The 18,693-nt window shown below is 68.9% G+C and carries 18 protein-coding genes; 4 read left to right on the forward strand and 14 right to left on the reverse strand.

Annotated features, from left to right (window positions below):
• Nucleotides 1-66 precede the first annotated feature (66 nt).
• The 5 genes from ACZ7M2_RS37060 to ACZ7M2_RS37080 form a co-directional block, all read right to left on the reverse strand.
• A complete protein-coding gene (locus ACZ7M2_RS37060) occupies nucleotides 67-624 on the reverse strand; it encodes an alpha/beta fold hydrolase (RefSeq protein ID WP_471599041.1) in 558 nt (185 codons plus the stop codon).
• A gap of 24 nt (nucleotides 625-648) precedes the next feature.
• The gene (locus ACZ7M2_RS37065) at nucleotides 649-2,193 is read right to left on the reverse strand and encodes an FMN-binding glutamate synthase family protein (protein ID WP_471599015.1); all 1,545 of its coding nucleotides are present in this window, start codon (nucleotides 2,191-2,193) and stop codon (nucleotides 649-651) included.
• Between the two features lie 869 nt (nucleotides 2,194-3,062).
• On the reverse strand, nucleotides 3,063-3,953 hold the full coding sequence (locus tag ACZ7M2_RS37070; protein ID WP_471599016.1) for an MBL fold metallo-hydrolase: 891 nt from the start codon (nucleotides 3,951-3,953) through the stop codon (nucleotides 3,063-3,065).
• A gap of 91 nt (nucleotides 3,954-4,044) precedes the next feature.
• Nucleotides 4,045-4,500 carry an SRPBCC family protein gene (locus tag ACZ7M2_RS37075; RefSeq protein ID WP_471599017.1) on the reverse strand — a complete coding sequence of 152 codons (456 nt, stop codon included), beginning with the start codon at nucleotides 4,498-4,500 and terminating at the stop codon, nucleotides 4,045-4,047.
• A gap of 72 nt (nucleotides 4,501-4,572) precedes the next feature.
• Nucleotides 4,573-5,352, reverse strand: a complete 780-nt coding sequence (locus tag ACZ7M2_RS37080; RefSeq protein ID WP_471599018.1) for an oxidoreductase — start codon at nucleotides 5,350-5,352, stop codon at nucleotides 4,573-4,575.
• A gap of 79 nt (nucleotides 5,353-5,431) precedes the next feature.
• On the opposite strand from ACZ7M2_RS37080, the gene ACZ7M2_RS37085 reads away from it, so the two are divergent.
• A complete protein-coding gene (locus ACZ7M2_RS37085; protein ID WP_471599019.1) occupies nucleotides 5,432-5,872 on the forward strand; it encodes a MarR family winged helix-turn-helix transcriptional regulator in 441 nt (146 codons plus the stop codon).
• Here the strand turns inward: ACZ7M2_RS37085 and ACZ7M2_RS37090 are convergent.
• Entirely contained in the window at nucleotides 5,832-6,638 is an 807-nt protein-coding gene (locus tag ACZ7M2_RS37090) for a DUF4158 domain-containing protein (protein ID WP_471599020.1), read from the reverse strand. The genes ACZ7M2_RS37085 and ACZ7M2_RS37090 overlap by 41 nt on opposite strands.
• Nucleotides 6,639-6,651: 13 nt before the next feature.
• Here ACZ7M2_RS37090 and ACZ7M2_RS37095 point away from each other — a divergent pair, with 13 nt between their 5' ends.
• Both ACZ7M2_RS37095 and ACZ7M2_RS37100 read left to right on the forward strand, forming a co-directional pair.
• Nucleotides 6,652-6,882 (forward strand): hypothetical protein, encoded by a 231-nt coding sequence (locus ACZ7M2_RS37095; RefSeq protein ID WP_471599021.1) that lies wholly within the window; start codon nucleotides 6,652-6,654, stop codon nucleotides 6,880-6,882.
• 39 nt (nucleotides 6,883-6,921) lie between these two features.
• A complete protein-coding gene (locus ACZ7M2_RS37100) occupies nucleotides 6,922-7,224 on the forward strand; it encodes a hypothetical protein (protein WP_471599022.1) in 303 nt (100 codons plus the stop codon).
• Between the two features lie 87 nt (nucleotides 7,225-7,311).
• Here ACZ7M2_RS37100 and ACZ7M2_RS37105 read toward each other — a convergent pair whose 3' ends face one another.
• Nucleotides 7,312-7,875, reverse strand: a complete 564-nt coding sequence (locus ACZ7M2_RS37105; RefSeq protein ID WP_471599023.1) for a hypothetical protein — start codon at nucleotides 7,873-7,875, stop codon at nucleotides 7,312-7,314.
• A 938-nt stretch (nucleotides 7,876-8,813) separates the two neighbouring features.
• A complete protein-coding gene (locus ACZ7M2_RS37110) occupies nucleotides 8,814-9,524 on the reverse strand; it encodes a DUF4232 domain-containing protein (protein ID WP_471599024.1) in 711 nt (236 codons plus the stop codon).
• Between the two features lie 446 nt (nucleotides 9,525-9,970).
• Here ACZ7M2_RS37110 and htpG point away from each other — a divergent pair, with 446 nt between their 5' ends.
• Nucleotides 9,971-11,908, forward strand: a complete 1,938-nt coding sequence (htpG, locus tag ACZ7M2_RS37115; RefSeq protein ID WP_471599025.1) for a molecular chaperone HtpG — start codon at nucleotides 9,971-9,973, stop codon at nucleotides 11,906-11,908.
• 276 nt (nucleotides 11,909-12,184) lie between these two features.
• Here the strand turns inward: htpG and ACZ7M2_RS37120 are convergent, their stop codons facing one another.
• The 6 genes from ACZ7M2_RS37120 to ACZ7M2_RS37145 all read right to left on the reverse strand — a co-directional run bounded on the left by ACZ7M2_RS37120 (nucleotide 12,185) and on the right by ACZ7M2_RS37145 (nucleotide 18,637).
• Nucleotides 12,185-13,024 (reverse strand): SGNH/GDSL hydrolase family protein, encoded by an 840-nt coding sequence (locus ACZ7M2_RS37120; protein ID WP_471599026.1) that lies wholly within the window; start codon nucleotides 13,022-13,024, stop codon nucleotides 12,185-12,187.
• Nucleotides 13,025-13,097: 73 nt separating this feature from the next.
• Complete coding sequence (locus tag ACZ7M2_RS37125; RefSeq protein ID WP_471599027.1) at nucleotides 13,098-14,111, reverse strand: hemolysin family protein; 1,014 nt, start codon at nucleotides 14,109-14,111, stop codon at nucleotides 13,098-13,100.
• On the reverse strand, nucleotides 14,108-15,451 hold the full coding sequence (locus tag ACZ7M2_RS37130; protein WP_471599028.1) for a hemolysin family protein: 1,344 nt from the start codon (nucleotides 15,449-15,451) through the stop codon (nucleotides 14,108-14,110). Before ACZ7M2_RS37130 ends, ACZ7M2_RS37125 begins: the two co-directional genes overlap by 4 nt.
• 184 nt (nucleotides 15,452-15,635) lie before the next feature.
• Nucleotides 15,636-16,055, reverse strand: a complete 420-nt coding sequence (locus ACZ7M2_RS37135) for a GNAT family N-acetyltransferase (protein ID WP_471599029.1) — start codon at nucleotides 16,053-16,055, stop codon at nucleotides 15,636-15,638.
• Nucleotides 16,056-16,101: 46 nt separating this feature from the next.
• Entirely contained in the window at nucleotides 16,102-17,502 is a 1,401-nt protein-coding gene (locus ACZ7M2_RS37140) for a condensation domain-containing protein (RefSeq protein WP_471599042.1), read from the reverse strand.
• Nucleotides 17,503-17,737: 235 nt separating this feature from the next.
• Nucleotides 17,738-18,637 carry an LLM class F420-dependent oxidoreductase gene (locus ACZ7M2_RS37145; protein ID WP_471599030.1) on the reverse strand — a complete coding sequence of 300 codons (900 nt, stop codon included), beginning with the start codon at nucleotides 18,635-18,637 and terminating at the stop codon, nucleotides 17,738-17,740.
• Nucleotides 18,638-18,693 lie beyond the last annotated feature (56 nt).

Genomic DNA, 18,693 nt, shown 5'->3' on the forward strand with positions numbered 1-18,693 from the left:
GCCGCGCCTTGCGGAAGGTCTCCCCGGCGTTGGCGATGTCGACGATGTCGTCGGTGGGCGAGTGCATCACAAGCAGCGGCAGTCCAACTCGCGGACCCGGTCGTGCAGACGGGCACGGCGGACGTCCTCGACGAAGGCGCGCTTGAGGACCTGGACCCGCCCGCCGACGAACCACGCGTGCTGCCCCTCACTGAGCACGCGATCCACGACCGCGTCGTACCGGTGCTCCACGTGGCTGGGGTCGGCGGGCGCCCCGATCGTGGCGACCGCGCGGACGCCGGTCGCCTCGGCCGCCGCGGCGATGGCGGCGGCGCCTCCCCACGAGTGACCCACCAGCAGATCCGCCGGAGTCCCCCGCTCTGCCATCAGGTTTGCCGCGCGGACGCTGTCCTGGACCTTGACGGTGAAGGAACCGTCACCCCAGTCGCCGTCGGAATCGCCGATCCCGAGGTTGTCGTAGCCCAGCATGCCGATCCCCTCGCGGGCCAACTGCTTGCTGACCCGCGACGCGGCCGGCGAGTCCTTGCCGAGCGTGAATCCGTGGACGAAGATCCCCCAGCCCGGACCTCGCCCTCCGGCAGGTCGATCGACCCGGCCAGCTCGGGGCCGACGACGCTCTTGAATCTCACTTCTTCGGACACGCTGCGATCACTCCGACCGGCTGTTCGTGGAGGTCGGCGTGCCGACGAGCAGCTCGGTGATCTCCTTGGCAAGGTGCGGGCCGAGCTCGCCCCAGCCGTCCTTGTAGCCGTAGACGCCGGCCAGGGTGCGGGCCTCGTAGTCGCCGTTCATGATCTCGATGTCGTCGGCAGTGATGAGTCCCGGGTGGGCGACGCCGACAGCTGACGAGACCTTCATCAGCTCCCTGCGCAGGGTGCGCAGGTAGACAGCGGCCCGGGTGGCCTTCGAGGCCGGGTCCAGGCCGCGGGCCAGCCACTGGTTCTGGGTGGCGATGCCGGTGGGGCACTTGTCGGTGTGGCACTTCTGCGACTGGATGCAGCCGATCGACAGCATCGCCTCACGGGCCACGTTGATCATGTCGGCGCCCAGGGCGAAGGCGACCGTGGCGTTCTCGGGCAGGCCGAGCTTGCCGGAGCCGATGAAGGTCAGTTCGTCGGTGAGCCCGAGCTCGGCGAAAGTGCCGTAGACCCGGGAGAAGCCCATCCGGAACGGCAACGACACCGAGTCGGCGAAGATCCGCGGCGCCGCCCCGGTGCCGCCCTCGCTGCCGTCGACGGTCACGAAGTCGACACCACGGTCACCACGTGCCATCAGCGCGGCCAGCTCCTGCCAGAAGCTCAGCTCGCCCACCGCGCTCTTGACCCCGACCGGCAGACCGGTCTCGGTGGCGAGCAGCTCGACGAAGTCGAGCATCGAGTCGACGTCGTTGAACGCGGTGTGCCGCGACGGGGAGGCGCAGTCATTGCCGACGGGGATGCCGCGGATTTCGGCGATCTCCGGGGTCACCTTGGCGCCCGGCAGCATCCCGCCCAGCCCCGGCTTGGCACCCTGGGAGAGCTTGATCTCGATTGCTTTGACGGGGGCCCTCGCGACCACGTCCTTGAGCTTGTCGAGGTTGAAGCTGCCGTCCTCGTTGCGGCAGCCGAAGTACGAGGTGCCGATCTGCAGCACCAGGTCGCCGCCGTTGCGGTGGTACGGCGACAGGCCGCCCTCGCCGGTGTTGTGCATCGTGCCCGCCAGCGCCGCTCCCTTGTTGAGCGCCGTGATGGCCGCGCCGGAGAGCGAGCCGAAGCTCATCGCCGAGATGTTCACGACGCTCGCCGGCCGGAAGGCCTTGGCGCGCCCGCGCGGACCGCCCAGCACCTTGGCCGAGGGCAGCGGGGCCTGCGGGTCGTGCGCGTCGGGCAGAGCGTCGGCGAAGGTGCGCTGCTTCAGGTAGGCGTGGCCCTGGACGTGCTCGACGTCGACCTCGGTGCCGAACCCGAAGTAGTTGTTCTCCTCCTTCGCCGACGCGTAGATCCAGGTGCGCTGGTCACGGCTGAATGGGCGCTCCTCCTCGTTGGAGGTCACGATGTACTGCCGCAGCTCCGGCCCGATCGTCTCCAGCAGGTACCGGGCGTGCCCGATCACCGGGAAGTTCCGCAGCAGCGCGTGCCGCTTCTGGACAAGGTCGCGGGCTGCCACCAGCGCCACTGCTGTTGCGGCGACGGCGCCGATCCTCCGGGCCTGCATGAACGTTCCTCCTTGAGGCACGGCTCCATCGCCACGCGGCGGAGCCCGCTTGTGTCACATCGGGCGCCCGACGGCGCACACAGTCAAGGGCGCGCCAGCGCCATCGAAGAAAGGCGAACCGACTCTAAAGGGCCACACGAATATGCACAGCGACGGCGATCACACCACCCAAACGACCGGGCCCAGGCCTCGCCCGCGCACAGGCGCCGGACATCAGCTTGTTGTTGAACCTCGCCGATTCCCTGAACTGCTGATCTTGGTTCGTTCCCGAGACAGCAGGACGGCCGTTCTTCAGGCTTCGAGGTGTCGTGCAACGCTGCGTTAAAGAACGACCGTTGGCGAGGCGGGGGCCGTTCCGTTACGGGTTTCGTGTCAGTGGGCTGGGCTCACGCATGACGTCCCGCGACACCTGAGCCCCGCGTTTGATCGGCGCCTGGCAGCCGGCCGGGGCTCCGGGTTAGGGCCCCACCTGTTGCCAGTCCGTCACAGGGCCGGGGTTTGTGTGGTCCGCAGGGGTGACCCAGAAGGCTTTGCCCAGCTCAGCGCTAAACTGGGCGCCTGTCCGGCCGTCACCGGACCGCGGCGCGACCAAGCCGGAGCCCTCGAAGGCAAGGAGCTTCGGAGCGGAGCGGGGCGTCGTCGTCTGGTAGAAGGTTCTCCGGCATCCCGGCCGCGCGCAGGCGATCGACGACTACAGCCTGGCCAAGGTGCCGGGCCGCAAACGCACATCGTGACCGACACCCTCCGTCTGCGCCGCGTCGCCTGCGTCACCGCCGCGAACATCGGTGACCGGGACGTCGCGGCGGGCCTGCTGATCAGCTCGTCGGGGGCTCGGCATCGGCTGCTGTCGGCCGCCTGGGCCGCGCTGTCTACTCCTGGTGACCCAGTCTCACGATCATGTTCGGGTGGCGCTCGCTGAGCGCCTTCAGGGCGAGCAGGCTCTTGATGCTGGGTTCGCGCTCCTGCATGTAGGTTCCGGGCTCGACGCCGTTGTCCCAGCCCCAGCGTGTGTGGCTGACGTCTCCGGTCATGAGCACCGGACCCGCCGCGGTGCGGGCGAGGTAGGAGACGTGGCCGGTGGTGTGCCCCGGGGTGAGGATCGCGAAGAACGAGCCGTCGCCGAACACGTCGTTGACGCCTTCGAGCCTTCCGCCCGGGTCCTTCGTGAACTGGAGTTCCTCGAGCGGCGGCCGTCCGGCGAGGAGGTGGTTGTTCGTTCCCTGGGCGAACAGGTTCAGGAAGAGCGACGCCTCCGCCTCATTGGCGCCGGTGTAGATGGGGACGTCCTTGGGAACGTCCGGGAGTCCGGAGACGTGATCGAGGTGGAGGTGGGTCATGAAGACCCCGTTCAGGGGGACTCCCTCCGCTTCGATGATCTCCGCGGTGCTCTGCTGAGGGTGCATCTTCTCGATGCCCCCGTATTTTCTCAGCATCATGCCGACCCCCACGCCGACGGGGTCCTCCACCAGTCGCCGTGAAACACCGGTGTCGACCAGGAAGAAGCCGTGTGTGGGGTGCCGCACGACGTGGGCGTAGATCTTGATCGGCTCCTTGTGGTCGGTGATCCCCGCCGCTACGGCCTTCGGGTGCTTGATGTTGAGCAGCCCCGTGATGGGGGCCTCCCAGTCCGCGCCGATCGTCTTGACCTCGACCGGCCCTGGCTCGTCGATCACGGACTCCATGGCCGCCGCGCTGATCGGCGCGCCGATACGGGCAGGGGTCGCCTTGTGGGTCGTGGTCTTGAAGGTGAGAATTTTCATGGTTGAACTCCTGTTCCTTGTTAACTGATGACTGGTGCAGACCGTCCCAAGCCGTGAGGCCCCGGGCCCCGTTCCAGCCGACGTGCCGCTGCTAACCGACGCGCTGCTCGCGGGCATAGGCGTCGAGTTGGGCGAGTTCCTTGCCGTAGACGCGGTGCAACCTGCGCGGCGCGATGATCCGCTCGACGAAGCCGGCGACGCCGGTCTCGCCATCGAAGCTGGAGGTGATGTTCACCAGCGCCTGCTCGCCTTGCGGGGTCACGGTGAACGTCGTGACGAGGCCGGAGCCGTTGGTGTCGGTCTGGACCAGGGTTCGGCCCGGCTCCGGCTCGGTGACCTGCATCCGCAGTTCCCGGACACCCCCAGCGAAGTTGATCTTGAACCGGACGACGCTGCCCGTGCCCACGCCGCTCTCCTCGACTTGGAAGTCGTAGAAGGGGGGCGGCAGGAACCGAGAATGAAGTTGCATGTCTGCCAGGTACTGGTAGACCTCGTCCGCAGGAGCGTCAATGGTGCGCTCGGCGGACGCGACGACGACGTGAGCCATGGGTCTGGGCTCCATGTTTGTGGGTTGAAGTGCTGGATTCCGCGCGCTGCCGCGGCGGGTTTGACGGCTGGTTCAGACCGTCTTGATGGTGCCGCCGTCGATGACGTAGTCGGCGCCGGTGATGTTGCCGGCCACGTCGGACAGCAGGAATGCGACCAGGGCCGCGACCTCCTCGGCTTCGCTCATGCGGCCGGTCGTGATGTTCTGGGACTTCGCGATCTGCTGGACGAATTCGGCGAGAGTGGCACCTGCTGCGGCGGCCAGCTGGGCGACCGGGCCGTTGGGGTCCTCGTAGACGGTGGTGCGGACCAGGCCGGGGGAAACGGTGTTCACGCGCACGCCCTGGGGGCCGAACTCCTCGGCCAGGGACTTGCCGAGCGCGGTGACCGCCGCCTTGACGGCGCTGTAGCTGGCCGGGACCCCTCGGGGCATCCGGGCGACGGTGGAGGAGATGTTGACGATCGCTCCGCTGCGCTCGATCAGGCTGGGCATGGCCGCGCGCGTGGCGCGGACGGTGGCCAGGACGTTGATGTCGAACATGCGGGTCCACTGGGTGTCGTCGGCGTCGAGGAAGCCAAGGGCAGCCTCGTCCCCGCCGCCCACGTTGTTCACCAGCAGGTCGATGCCGCCCAGTTCGGCCAGCGCGCCATCGATGAGGGCGGTGACGCCTTCCGCTGTGCTCAGGTCCGCCGACACGGCGTGCGCGCCGGTTTCCTTCAGCTCGGGCGTGACGGTGCGCGCGGCGCCCATGACCTGGACGCCTTCGTCGATCAGTGTCCGGACGGTGGCCAGTCCGATGCCCCGGCTGGCGCCGGTGACGACGGCGGTCTTGCCCGCGAGGTTGAGGTTCATGAGGCTCCTCCGATGCATATGACTTTAATGCTTCAAGTCATATCTATCATGGCTTGAAGTAGTTTGCTAGTCTGGAGCCATGGCGATGACGGAGGCGCAGGCGGAAGCGCAGTGGGAGCTGGGCAAGCTGGTGCACGACCTGGACATGCAGAGCAATGCGCGCATGCGTGAATGGGTGGCCGGGCTCGGTCTGACCGTCGCGCAGGCCTCGGCCCTGCGCGAGATGACCGGTCCGATGACCATGCGCGAGCTTGCCGGGCGGATGAGCTGCGAACCGTCCAATGCCACCGTTGTGATCGACAAGCTGGAGAACCTGCGGCTGATAGAGCGCCGTCCCCACCCCACCGACCGCCGGGCCAAGCAGCTTGTCCTGACCCCGGACGGCGCCGAGTTGCGGGAACGGCTGCTGAAGGTCCTGACCGAGGAACCCCTGTTCGCCGGCCTGACGCAGGACGAGCAGGACGCCCTGCAGGGTCTGCTCAAGCGGGCCCTTTTCCGCGATGAAATCCTCCAGGCCTGACGGCGTCGGACGGTGGAACGCACACAGACGGGTGTGCGAGGGGCTTGCTCGGATACCCGTGAGCGCGGGAGGGCGCCAGATGGCCTGAGCCTGGGATGGAGCAGCTCTGCCGGCGAGTGTCGATGGCAGGTCGTGACCGCGTGCGGCGGGCGGGCGCTACGCCTTCCCGTCCTCCCCGTCCGCCGACGGCTCGCGCAGCGGGCGGTACCCCGCCTGCGCGGGGGCGGAAGAACGCGTAGCGGCCCAGGACGATGTGGTCGAACTGGAGCGGCGACAGGCGTGCGAGCAGGTCGTCGGTCATGGGGAAGCCGTCGGCCGCGAGCTGTTCGGCGACGAACGCCACCACCGACGCCGGCACCGCGGCCGGGTCGTCCAGCAGGAACGTGCCGAGCATCCGCACCGTCCCCCACTGCACCGCCCAGCCCAACCTCGTCACGTCCCGGCGCTTGGCCGACGCGGGCTCCCGAGCACGCGAGTCGAGGCGGAAGAACTGCTCCAGTTCGCCAGGACTGGGCTCGGAGGCGAACCGGCCGTAACGGGAAACGGCCTGGTCATCGGACAGGAAATCAACTGGCGTGAGCCGGAACGTAGGGCCGCTCGGACGCTCCCCTCCCACGAGGCCCGGCAGCAGATCACCCAGGCCGACGCCTTCCTCACCTGGCTCGCAGCCCGCAACCGGACCCTCGACCAGTGCCGACAGGCCGACCTCGACGCATGGCACGCGGACCACTACGCCACCCGCCCAGCCCTTCCTGCGCTGGTGCATGGGCAACGGCGCCATGCCCCGACTCGCCCCGCCGCCCCACGTGATCAAGCAGGACCAGGCCCCGATGCGCCAGCACCGCCGCCTCGCCGTCCTCCGTCGCGTCCTGCACGACGAGACCCTGCCGCTGCGAGTCCGAACCGCGGCCTCGCTCGTCCTGCTCTATGCCCAACCCATCAGTCGCGTCGTCCGGTTGACCACAGAGGACGTCATCGACGACGGTGCTGCCCTCATGGTCCGGCTCTGAGACCCTCCGTCGCCGCTGCCCGGCCCCGTCGCCAGTCTCGTGCGCGCCTACCTGGCGGAACAGCCCCGGCTCGCCCGCGCCAGCAGCCGCAGCACGGCCTGGCTGTTCCCCGGCCGGCAGCCCGGGCATCCGATGGACCCGAGCAGCTTGCTCGACCAGCTCCGAGCCGCCGGAGTTCCCGCCCAGCGCGGCCGGGCCTCAGGGATCCGCCAACTGGTCCTCCAGGCCCCCGCACCTGTGGTCGCCCGGGCCCTCGGCTACCACGACAAGACCACCACCCACCTCGTCACGGAGGCCGGCGGAACCTGGAGCCGATACGCCCCCGGCGACCACAGCCGGTGATCACTACAGGTTGCCGGTTGCGCCCGTCTCCACGTAGCGGACGACGCAGCAACGGATGTGATCAAGGAACTCATGAGTCACACCACGTCAGGCCGTGGACTGGCCGTTGACGCGGTACTCATCGGAGGGCATCGAGTCCCATTCAGTATTCGCGCCATCGCGCGTCACCATGAACAACGGACGCGATAGGAGGACCTGCCCGACTAGTTGCCCGCGGATCACGACCCCGGAATCATCCGGTCCTGCGTAGCCCTCGGGCGTGTAGCGAAAGTGCGCGTCCATTGCCTCGGCATACGCGATTGCGTCGCTCTCCAGTTCCGACAGGTCCCTCCCGACCAGCGGGAGTCCGTCGTACGCGACCTGGGGACCGTGCCCGGCGTCGGCAGCGATGCAGAAGAGCCCCACGACTTGGCTCACATAGGCCGTGACGGCAGGCGGTGAAAGAGCCACCCCGTGACGGTGGACTTCGACCTTCCAAGTCGGCGAGAAGATCGCGTGGTCCCGTGCACAATCGCTGACCTTCGTCTGGCCGAGAATCCCAGCCGCCTCAACCACTTCGTCGACGGTCATGCCGAACCGGAGCGGTCCAACGCCGACAGCCGGCGAATAGGACCACTCGTCCCGTTCGGCGACTCCGGTCTTGAACGCCATAGTCGCTCCTCTCGAGACGTCTGAGACTTGCCGCCGCCCATCATGTCAATCGCCGACCAGCAGACTGCCAGGTGCCGCCGAGCTCGCGCAGATCACTCAGCGCGAGCCCCATCTGGGCTCGGCCGCGAATACGCGACACCTGAACATGCGAGCTCACCAGGCCCGCAGGCCGAAGATCAGCCGGTGGCCGTTCGTCTATGCGGTCCTCGCCTCGACGCCGGAGCAAACCCCCGGATCAGGTTGAACCCATACGCCCCTTCCTTGGACGCAACCATGACGTCCCGCAACGACATCAGCGGGTGATGCCGCGTAGGTCGCCCAGCGCGGTGCGCGCCCAGAAGCGGTTGAGCCGGGGTGGTTCCCGGCGGTTCAGTCAGGGTTCGGGGCTTGGGCGTAGTGCTCAGGCTGCTGTCCGGCGGCTGGAGGCCGACCGGTTCCATCCGGGATACGTGAGCGCTGGCCTCGACGAGTTCGAGCAGTTCCTTCGAAACCCAGGGTGTTTGCTCCACGTCCCCTTGGCGGACTGTCCGTGCCACGATCCGGTCTATGGTCGAGAAACCGTCGAGGCGATGCTGAGCGCTCTGCCTTTGCGTGCTCGGCGTGAGCTGAGAGAGATCGTCGCGCGGTTGGATGACGAATTCGAGCGGCGGACCCTGCCCGATCCGACCGCGTCGGCGGAGCTCGGGGCGGGCTGGTGGCATCGGCGTCCGAGGGGACGGTAGTGCCACGATCAGGACTACTTCTCCGCCCCGCTTGGTGACCTTCTTCAAAGCACAGGAACACAGTCGGCGAACAAGATCCGCATGCAGGGTAGGGCGAGCGGGGTCCGAAGGGCGGTCTCCGGTGATCTCGCCGAGTCGCCGGTCGTCGGGGAGCCTTGCGAGTTGCTGATCGCAGACGTGCTGGAAGGCGGTGACGCGTCACTGGCTGACGGCACGTCAGAAGTCGTACGGCTTCTTGGTGCTCCAGTTCAGCACGTCGGCCTCGTTCCAGCTGAACTGTGGCTTCTGGCCCTTGGTGTCGACGGAGTAGAAGGGGCCGTTGTGACCGTCCGCGCCGCGCAGCGCGATGGCGAACGCGTGCGCCGTGTGGTTCTTCGAGCCGTAGTCGAAGAGGTTCACCGCGCTGTATGCCTTGCCTCCGGGCAGGAGCGTGACGTGCTCGTCGCCGCCCGGGTTGTCCTTCTTCGAGTGCGGTAGTGCGGCGCCGTCGACGTCCCCGCCGAGCTTCACGGCCGGGTACGAGGTGACCCAGCATGGCCTGGTGCCCTCGTTCGATGCGGTGACCAGCAGGTGGTCGCCCTGCTGACCGGCGAACCGGTGCACCGCGGTGACCAGCATCTCGTCTCCCCGGCACTGCTGCGCGCCGGCCGTTGTGCCCTTGCTCGCGACCTTGTCCGTCCCGCCCGAGGCGGTCGCCGGGCGCGCCCCCTCCTTGGTGTCACCACTGCTGTTGGCCTGCCCCGGGCTGCCCTTGCCGTCCCCGTCGGACGCGGACCGGCTCTGCGCAGTACTGGCGGCGTGGTCGCCGCCCGCCGCCTTCGAGCCGTCGTCGGTGCCGCCGCAGGCGGTCAGGCCCAGTGCCAGCGCGGCGGTGACGGTGGCCAGGGTGGCGGAACGGGCGGTACGGCGGGCATGGTGTGTGGTCATGATGAAAGCTCCCCCATGGTTTGCCAGGACGCGGCACCTCCCCCTGCTCCCGCGGGGCGACCGGCCTCATCGGCTGTTTCGCTGCACCCCATGAGATGACGCTCGGGTGGGCGTCGTTCAGTCGGGTCTGTCCGCATTCGGTAACAAGGCAACGGGGCCCAGGCGCACCGGTGTTCACGCTGTGCTCGTCAGCGGTGCAGCGCCTTCGGCTGCTGCGGCACAGCGGCGGTTCACCCCGCCCGCGGTCCGCTACGGCGTCACGCTGGAATGCCGCGACGGCTGGAAGCTCTTCCTGTCCTGCTACGGTCCCGCCCGCCCCGGCCGGACCCGCCGTATCAGCCCCTCAGCCACATCTGAACACCTCGGGGCCGCCATGCAGCACGCCGCCCGGCCTCGGCAACTTGATCCGACCGCATCCTTTCCACTACCTGAAGGAGACACGTCCCGTGGCCAGCCCGACCGAGACGCTGGAGTTCCAGGCGGAGACCCGCCAGCTGCTGCAGCTGGTGGTCCACTCGATCTACTCGAACAAGGACATCTTCCTGCGCGAGTTGATCTCCAACGCCTCCGACGCCCTCGACAAGCTCCGCCTGGAATCTCTCACCCACACCGACCTCGATGCCTCCGACCTGCACATCACCCTGGAAGCCGACAAGGGCGCCCGTACCCTGACCGTGCGGGACAACGGCATCGGCATGACCCGCGACGACGTCGTCGACCTGATCGGTACCATCGCCAAGTCCGGCACCGCGAGCCTGCTCGCCAAGATCAAGGAAGCCAAGGACGCCGACGCGGCGCAGCACCTGATCGGGCAGTTCGGCGTCGGCTTCTACTCGGCGTTCATGGTCGCCGACAAGGTCACCCTGCACACCCGTCGCGCCGGCACCGAGCAGGGCACGCTGTGGGAGTCCGGCGGCGAGGGCACTTACACCATCCAGGGAGTCGACGGTCTGCCGGTCGGCACCTCGGTCACGCTGCACGTCAAGGCCGAGGACAGCGAGGACGGTCTCGGTGACTACCTGGCCGGGTGGAAGATCCGCCAGATCGTCAAGCAGTACTCGGACTTCATCCGCTGGCCCATCCGCATGGCCACCGAACCCACGAACACCGCCGACGCGGACACCGGCGCCGAGGGTGAGACCGCGGGCGAGCTGGAGACACTGAACTCGATGAAGGCGCTGTGGGCCCGTCCGCGCAGCGAGGTGACCGAGGCCGAGTACAGCGAGTTCTACCAGCAGATCAGCCACGACTGGCAGCCCCCGGCCGAGACCATACACATGCGCGCCGAGGGCACCTTCGAGTACGAGGCGCTGCTGTTCCTCCCCGCCCACGCCCCGTTTGACCTGTTCTCCCGCGACACCAAGCGCGGTGTGCAGCTGTACGTCAAGCGCGTGTTCATCATGGACGACTGCGACGCGCTGATGCCGAACTACCTGCGCTTCGTCAAGGGCGTCGTCGACGCCCACGACCTGTCCCTCAACGTCTCCCGCGAGATCCTCCAGCACGACCGCCAGATCACCGCCGTGCGCCGACGCCTCGTCAAGAAGGTCCTCGCGGCGATCAAGGGCATGCGGGCCACCAGGACGGAGGCCTTCGCCAAGCTGTGGGAGCAGTTCGGGCGGGTGGTCAAGGAAGGCCTGCTCGAGGACCGCGACAACACCGACGCGATCCTGGAGCTGGTGTCCACCGCCTCGACCAACGATCCGGAGAAGACGACCACGCTGCGCGAGTACGTCACGCGGATGAAGGACGGCCAGACCACCATCTACTACCTGACCGGCGAGAACCGCGCCATGGTGGAGAACTCCCCGCACATGGAGGCCTTCACCGCCAAGGGCTACGAGGTCCTCATCCTCACTGACCCCGTCGACGAGGTCTGGACCGACCAGGTCCCCGCGTTCGACGGCCACCGCTTCCAGTCCATCGCCAAGGGCCAGGTCGACCTCGACAACGACGCCGACGACGACAGCAGCGACGAGGCGAAGGCGGAGAAGGCCCAGCGCGAACAGGGCTACGCCGCCCTCCTTGCATGGCTGCAGACCACCCTTGACGAGCAGGTCAAGCAGGTCCGCCTCTCCACCAGGCTCACCACATCCGCCGCGTGCCTCGTCGGCGACGCCCACGACCTGACCCCCACCCTGGAGAAGATGTACCGGGCCATGGGCCAGGATCTGCCCACCGTGAAGCGGATCCTCGAACTCAACCCCACCCATCCCCTCATCACCGTCCTGCGCCAGGCCCACGAGGCGAACGCGGACGATCCGGCCCTCGCGGAGATCGCCGAACTTGTCTACGGCGGCGCGCTGCTCGCCGAAGGCGGAGATCTGCCCGACCCCGCCCGCTTCACCCGGCTCCTCACCGAGCGCCTCACAAAGGCCCTGTAACCGCTGAGGGGGTGCGGCCCGCCGCAAGCCCTGCTGTCCGCCGGCCGCACTCCCGTCCGCGCACCACAGGTCCAAGACCGCCCGGGTGGCCGGGACATAGCACACAAGAGCGGCCCCGTGCCGTGCACGGCCCCCAGCCGCCGGGCGACAAACCCCGCAGCTCGACCCCACCACTGCGACGCCGGCCGCGGATCGGCAAACAACAGCGGGCGAGGGCAGGGAGGGAGGCGGCGCCCCGCGTTCCATCGGTGCATGACAGGCGGGCGGTGCTCCGGGTTAGGGCTCCACCCGTCGCCAGTCCGTCACAGGGCCGGGGTTTGTGTGGTCCGCAGGGGTGACCCAGAAGGCTTTGCCCAGCTCAGCGCTAAACTGGGCGCCTGTCCGGCCGTCACCCGATGAGCGTCCCGTCAGCCGTCGTCCTATCCACGGCAGCAGGTGCTGCCTCGCGAAGCTGGCGTCGGCGGCGCGGCGGGCGACCCAGCCGGGCGGCGCCGACGGCGGCATCGGCGTACGCCACTCCTTGTCCTCGGGTTCGTACCCGAGCGTCTGCCAGACGGCCTCCGCGACCCGGCGGTGTCCCTCGGCCGTCAGATGCAGCCGGTCCACGTCCCACATCCGGGGGTCGGCGAGTGAGGGCGCCCCGTAGAGGTCGACCACCAGCGCGCCGTGCCGGTCTGCGAGCTCGTCGACGACGGAGAAGAGTTCCTCCATACGCGGCCGGAACCGTTCGAGCACCGGACCGTTGCGGCCCGGGCTGCGCATCAGGACGAGCCGCTCGCAGGCGGGGGCGAGCCGCTCCACGGCCTCCTCCAGGAGAGCGCGGACGCGTCCCATGTCGACCTTGGGGCGCAGTGTGTCGTTGAGTCCGCCGACGAGGGTGATCACGTCGGGCCGCATCGCGACCGCCACGTCCACCTGTTCCTCGACGATCTGTCCGATCAGCTTGCCGCGCACCGCGAGGTTGGCGTATTGGAAGCCGGGCGTCCGCGTGGCCATCCGGCCGGCGAGGAGGTCGGCCCAGCCGCGGTAGGAGCCGTCGGGCAGCCGGTCCGACATGCCCTCGGTGAAGGAGTCGCCGACCGCGACAAGACTGGTGTACGTGGCATTCGTCTGCATGGCGGACAAGATGCTAACCCGCACGCATACTCGCCGGTCGGTCGGGCCTCCTCCGGGCCCGGCCCGGCCGCGCTCACACCGTCTGTCCGAACAGCTCCCTCAGTACGTCCTCCATCGTCACCAGCCCCGTCATCCGTCCGTCGCTGCCCATGACGGCCGCGAGATGCGTACGACTGCGACGCATCGCCGTGAGCACGTCGTCCAGCGGGGTGCTCTCCCGTACCCGCGCGATGGGCCGCATGTCCTCCACCCGGAACGGCGCCTCGCGCGGTATCGCGTCCAGCGCGTCCTTGACGTGCAGATAGCCCACGATGCGGCGCCCCTCGTCCACGACCGGGAAACGAGAGAAGCCGGACTCGGCGGACAGCCGCTCCAGCTCGTCCGGAGTGACGCCCACGCGCGCGTAGACGACACCTTCCAGTGGCAGCACCACGTCCCGTACGGGCCGGCGGCCGAGCTCCAGCGCGTCGTGCAACCGCTCCAGAGCGCGGTCGTCGATGAGCCCCGCCTCGCCGGAGTCCTTGACCAGCCTGGCCAGCTCGTCGTCGGAGAAGGTGGCGACGACCTCGTTCCTCGTCTCCACCCGCAGCAGCTTCAGCAGGCCGTTCGCGAAGGCGTTGACCGTGAAGATCACCGGGCGCAGCGTCCGGGAGAGCGCCACCAGCGGCGGTCCGAGCAGCAGCGCGGTGCGCACCGGTTCCGCGAGCGCGATGTTCTTCGGCACCATCTCGCCGAGCAGCATGTGCAGATAGGTCGCCAGGGTGAGCGCGATCACGAACGAGATCGCGTGGCCCGCGCTCTGCGAGACGCCCGTCGCGTGGAACGCCGGTTCCAGCAGGTGCGCGATCGCGGGCTCGGCCACGATGCCGAGGACCAGCGTGCACAGGGTGATGCCCAGCTGGGCTGCCGCCAGCAGCGCGGACACGTGCTCCAGGCCCCACAGAACGCTGCGTGCCCGCCGGTCGCCCTCTTCGGCATGCGGCTCGATCTGGCTGCGGCGCACCGAGATCAGCGCGAACTCGCCGCCCACGAAGAAGGCGTTCACGACCAGCGTCGCCAGCCCGATCAGAAGTTGTACGACGGTCATCGCGGCCTCCTCCCCTCGTCGGACCGCTGCACCCCGTCGCGCGGCGCGTGCAGCAGCACCCGCGCGGCCCGCCGCCCGGAGGCGTCCACCACGTCGAGCCGCCACCCGGCGACCTCCACGGCGTCGCCGACGGCGGGGATGCGGCCGAGCCCGGTCGCGAGGAAACCGGCCAGGGTCTCGTAGGGCCCCTCGGGCACCCGCAGTCCGACGCGGGCCAGCTGGTCGGTGCGGGCGGACCCGTCGGCCGAGTACAGCGCCCGCCCCTCCTCGTCCGTGCCGGCCGGGGCCAGGTCCGGCGTCTCGTGCGGGTCGTGCTCGTCACGGACCTCGCCGACGACCTCCTCGACGATGTCCTCCAGGGTGGCGACGCCCGCCGTGCCGCCGTACTCGTCGATGACGGCGGCCATGGTGCGTCCGCCGGACAGCCGGTCGAGCAGCCGGTCGACGGTCAGTGACTCCGGTACGAACAGGGGTTCGCGCATGATCCGGGAGACGGGGGTGCGGGGCCGCGACTCGGCGGATATCGCCACCACGTCCTTGATATGTGCCACGCCCACGACCGAGTCGAGGTTGCCGCGGTAGACGGGGAAGCGGGACAGACCCGTCGCCCGGGTCGCGTTCGCCACGTCCTCGCAGGTCGCCTGGACGTCCAGCGCGATGACCTGGACGCGCGGGGTCATCACGTTCTCCGCGGTCAGGTCGGCGAGGTTCAGGGTGCGCACGAACAGCTCGGCGGTGTCCGCCTCCAGGGCGCCCTCCTTGGCGGAGTGCCGGGCCAGGGCGACCAGCTCCTGAGGTCCGCGCGCGGAGGCCAGCTCCTCGGCCGGTTCGAGCCCGAAGACCCGTACGACACGGTTGGCCGTGTTGTTGAGATGCGTGATGAACGGGCGGAACGCGGCGCTGAACCAGCGCTGCGGCGTCGCCACCCGCTTGGCCACGGCGAGCGGCGAGGAGATCGCCCAGTTCTTGGGGACCAGCTCGCCGACGACCATCAGGAAGACCGTCGACAGGGCCGTACCGATGACCAGCGCCACCGAACGGGACGCGGAGGACGAGACGCCGATCGACTCCAGCGGACCCGCGATCAGCTTGGCGATCGACGACTCGGAGAGCATGCCGACGACCAGGTTGGTGACGGTGATGCCGAGCTGGGCGCCGGACAGCTGGAATGTCAGATTCCGTACGGCCTTGAGGGCGCCCGACGCGCCGCGCTCGCCGCGCTCGACGGCCCGCTCCAGCTCGCTGCGCTCGACCGTCGTCAGTGAGAACTCCGCCGCGACGAAGGCGCCACAGGCCAGCGAGAGCAGCACCGCCACCAGGAGGAGGAGTACTTCGGTCATCGGGTCACCTCCGTCCCAGGATCGGCCAGGGGCGGGGGGATCGCGCGATGTCGGGTACGGGGAGGCTCGCCCATCGGCGGACGCTCACACCTTTCATGGGAGGACCGGATGATCCTCCCATGGTAAAGGATCTGCAAAGTGCCTTCTTGGGTCCTGGACGCCGATCCCGCATCCGCCCGCGTGCCTACAGAGGCTTGACCCAGCGTCGCCAGTGGTCCTCGCGATGGTAGCCACCCGCGGCCCAGGTGTGGTGAGCCCGTTCGTTGGCTTCCAGGACCATGGCGTCGACGCGTCGGCCGCCCAGGGCGGCGAAGCGTCGTTCCGCGGCTTCCAGCAGGGCGGTGGCGATGCCCTGCCGACGGTGGCCGGGGTGTACGGCCAGTCGGTAGGCGGAGCATCGCCATCCGTCGAAGCCGGCTATCACGGTTCCGGTGAGGAGACCGTCGCGCTCCGCGAGGAGCAGGGCTTCGGGGTCCGTGGTGATGAGCCGGGCCACCCCGTCGTGGTCGTCGCTGATGCTCGTTCCTTCCGCGGCTTCGCGCCAGAACCGCAGCACGGTGTCGATGTCCGAGAGGGTGGCGTGGCGGATGTGGAGATCACTCATGGGGCGAGCCAAGCAGAAGGCCGATCCGTTCGACGAACGGTTTCCGTCACGTCTTCGGCACGGCCAAGGGCTGTCGCACCACGGAGATGATGAGTTCCCGCAGTCCTTCGGTGCACAGGCGCATGTTCTTGTAAGCGATGTCGGTGTCCGGATAGCGGCAGGCGAATTGCACGCCCTCGTGGAGCCTGGTGAGCCATACGCACACCTGGTCGCCGTACGACACGCGGATCAGCCCGCGCGCCTTCAACTCCTGCCAGCGCTCCGACCCCGGAATGCCGCGCGCGTCGACGAACGAGACGATCGAGTACAGGTCCGGGGACGTGGGCCGGAAGTCGGATCCCAGCAGTCGGAGCACGCGGGCGACGGGCATCTGGGCCAGCGGGCGGTTCTCCCGCAGCGCGGCACGGACCATCCCCAGTGCGCTGTCGAAGTCCTGCGCCTGCGCCACGGGAATCTCGATCGGCGCGGCACCCACGTACCAGCCCACCGAGTTCGTCCACCGGGACTTCACCCGGGTGTGGAACGGCACGACGGTGCGATACACCTGCAGCCCGTTGATCTCCCGGACGATGAGACCGATGGCCGCGAGAACGCCCACCAGGCTTCCGCCGTACGGCCGGCAGTACGCCTCGAAGGCCATCGCGTCCGCGTCGTCCACGAGCATCTCGTGCATGAATCTCTGGGTGGGCAGCGGCCCCTCGGGGACGAGACCGAGGTCGACGGGGAAGTTCGGGAGCCGCCCGCCGCACCGGGCGATGAACTCCCGCCAACGGGCCACGATCGTGTGCGTGGCGTTGATCCGGTCCGCGTCCGTGCGCTCGGTCGCGCAGAAGTCGACGTAGCTGGCGACGGGTGCCGTGTCCACGGCGCGCCCCAGAAGACCGGCCGCGTAGAGCTCGTGGATCTCGCCGGGGATGCGCTGGATCGAGACCGCGTCGACATTACTGTGGTCGAACGCCATGTAGACGCTGGTGCCGTCGTCTCTGACGACCGCGGTGAAGATGAAGTTCGGCCAGGTGAGCGCGTCCGCCGTGACATCGAAACGGTCCTGCAGATACCTGGTCAGCACCGCCGCGTCGGGAAAGTCGCCGATGTCCTCGCGGTGCAGTGCGACGGCTTCGGCGTCCAGTGTGAAGCGGCGCATCTCGTCACCGACCCAGCGGAAGCCACTGCGCAGTGTCTCGTGCCGTAGTGTCCAGGCTCGCAGGGCACCCTGGAGGACGTCGAGATCGATCCGTCCCGGCATGTCGAATGCCGCGCCGAGCCAGGTGGGTACGAACAGACCGTCCTCGCGCACCGATCGCGACGTCCTGATGTGGGACTCCTGTACGTACGCGGGAGGGCGGGAGTCGTCCGGCAGACCCGTCGCCGCCTCGACGACCATCGGATGCAGCGTCCACTCCACCAGACGTCCGGGGCGGATCTCGCAACGCTGGATGTCGGTCATTCGCACGGGGCTCTCCGTTCACCTGCCCGTCGGAGGCCGCCACCGGGCACCGCTGTCGATCCACGCCTCCATGCCTCTTTGGCATCGCTCACTGCACAACGAGATCAACGATCGGATATTCGGAAGGCAACGCCGTGAACGAGACCCGTGCCGAACGGGCGCGACCACGGAGGATGGCGATGAGACAGGAGGGTTCGATGTCAGGTCGAGCCGGCGAAGCCCGCGATCCGGACGGTCACTCGCCCCGCAGCGCCTCGACGACGGGGGCGAACGCCTCCATGTTCGGCTCCAGGACCGTCAGATACGAGAATCCGTACCGCTCCCGCTGCGCCCGCACCTGCGCGACGATCTGCTCCAGGGTTCCCACCAGCACGATCGGCAGCTCCAGGACCTCGTCCGCGGTCAGGTTCGGGAGACGGGGCAGCCAGGGCCGGATCGCGGCGCCGCGGTCCTCGGTGACGGCGAGGACCTGGATCAGCAGATTGAGCTCGGCGGGCTCCTTGCGTCCCTCGGCCGCCTCCCGGTACAGGGCGACGCGTTCGTCCAGTGCGGCGGCCGTGATCGGCTCCAGCGTGCCGCCCGGGCTGGTGCGCGCCCCGGTGAACGCCGCGATGTCCGCGCGCTCGGCGGTGAGCCGCAGCATCCGGTCGCCGTTGGCGCCGATCAGCAGCGGCACGCGGGGTCGCTGCAACGCTCCCGGCTGGTGCTCGTCCGAACCGAGGAGGCGCTCCAACTCCTCGACGGTGCGCCGGAGATGGTCGACCCGCTCGCGCGGTGAGCCCCAGGGGAGGCCCGCCGTGTCGTGCTCCGCCCGGATGTAGCCGGTGCCGAGCCCGAGTTCGAGGCGACCGCCCGTCAGCGTGTCCGTGGTGGCGACCTCGCGGGCCAGCAGCGTGGGGTTCCAGAAGCCCGCGTTGAGCACGAAGGTGCCGAGGCGGGGCCGCTCGGTCACCTCCGCCGCGGCCACCAGCGAGGGGAAGGGCGCGGGCATGCCCAGGTGGTCGGGGACCAGGATCACGTCGTAACCGAGACCCTCGGCGCGTCGGCACTTGGCGCGCCACTCGTCGAGGGGCGCGGGGGCGAGCAGATTGACGCCGAACCGGAACGGGCGGGAGGAGCCCAAGGACCGCGACATGAACTCTCCTCATTCACAAGCCACTTGTGCGCACGTGGCGAACGGGGTGGGCCGGA

Source organism: Streptomyces sp. NPDC111507 (genome assembly GCF_055638955.1).